The organism is Shewanella sp. 10N.286.51.B2 (assembly GCF_041469265.1).
In the GTDB taxonomy this organism is placed as follows: Bacteria; Pseudomonadota; Gammaproteobacteria; order Enterobacterales; family Shewanellaceae; genus Shewanella.
The window spans coordinates 1-327 of record NZ_JBFRKH010000011.1; the positions used below are offsets into that span (position 1 = coordinate 1).

1 protein-coding gene is annotated in these 327 nt (G+C 55.4%); it reads right to left on the reverse strand.

Features of this window, described 5'->3' with window-relative positions; genetic code table 11:
- Positions 1-327, reverse strand: a 327-nt coding sequence (locus AB4140_RS02700; RefSeq protein ID WP_371999703.1) for a hypothetical protein, incomplete at both ends; no start/stop codon positions are given.

Here is a 327-nt window from a genome sequence, read left to right on the forward strand (position 1 = left end):
GTCTCAAAGTCATTGACCGCAGAGCTTGCGCCTAAGGCGGTAATGGTGATCGCGCCGCTGCTATCAATGCTGTAGAAGCCATCTTCACTGGTGGCGCTTAAGGTGCCATCACTGTGCTGGAATTGGTAATTAACCACACCATCATCGTCGTCGCCAGCGAGGGTCGCAACGGTTGCGCCCGCATCTTGGTTCTCGGCGTAGCTGAAGGTTTGATCGCCAAAGCTGCCATCTTCATTGAGGTTGGTTTCAGACAAGGTGATGGTGGCATCGGTGGTGGTGCCGGCGCCATCGGTCATGGTGACTGTGTTGTTCGGGGTGGTCTCAAAG